This is a genomic window from Corallococcus sp. AB038B, from assembly GCF_003668955.1.
In the GTDB taxonomy this organism is placed as follows: Bacteria; Myxococcota; Myxococcia; order Myxococcales; family Myxococcaceae; genus Corallococcus; species Corallococcus exiguus.
In genome coordinates this window covers 1-400 of sequence record NZ_RAWO01000281.1, presented here as the reverse complement: position 1 = coordinate 400, position 400 = coordinate 1, and the positions used below count along the sequence as shown (strand labels likewise).

Annotated in this window: 1 protein-coding gene; it reads left to right on the top strand. The window is 70.8% G+C overall.

All coding sequences use genetic code 11. The features are described 5' to 3' along the window. Positions 1-400 (top strand): MXAN_6577-like cysteine-rich protein (locus D7Y04_RS44875; protein WP_304988663.1); only part of this gene is annotated, 400 nt, incomplete at both ends.

The following is a 400-nucleotide window of genomic DNA, read 5'->3' as shown; positions in this document are numbered from 1 at the left end:
CTGAGGAAGTCTGCGAGGGAGGAGCCTGCGAGTGCACGGAGGGACGGGAGCGCTGCGGGAATGTCTGCATCGACACGCGGCAGAACGACCGGAACTGCGGCGCTTGTGGCGTGACGTGCGGCGCGGGGCAGTTCTGCCGCGACGGCCGCTGCCAGTGCCCCTCGGGCCTGGGCCTGTGCGGCGAGCGCTGCGTGGACACGCGCAAGGACACGCAGAACTGCGGCGCATGCAACACGCGCTGCGGAGCGAACCAGGTCTGCACCGACGGTCGCTGCGGCTGCACCGGGAGCCTCACGCTCTGCGGAGGCCAGTGCGTGGAGACGGACACGGATGAGCAGAACTGCCGCACCTGTGGCACCCGCTGTGGGCCGTCGCAGCAATGCGTGGGGGGCCGGTGTCA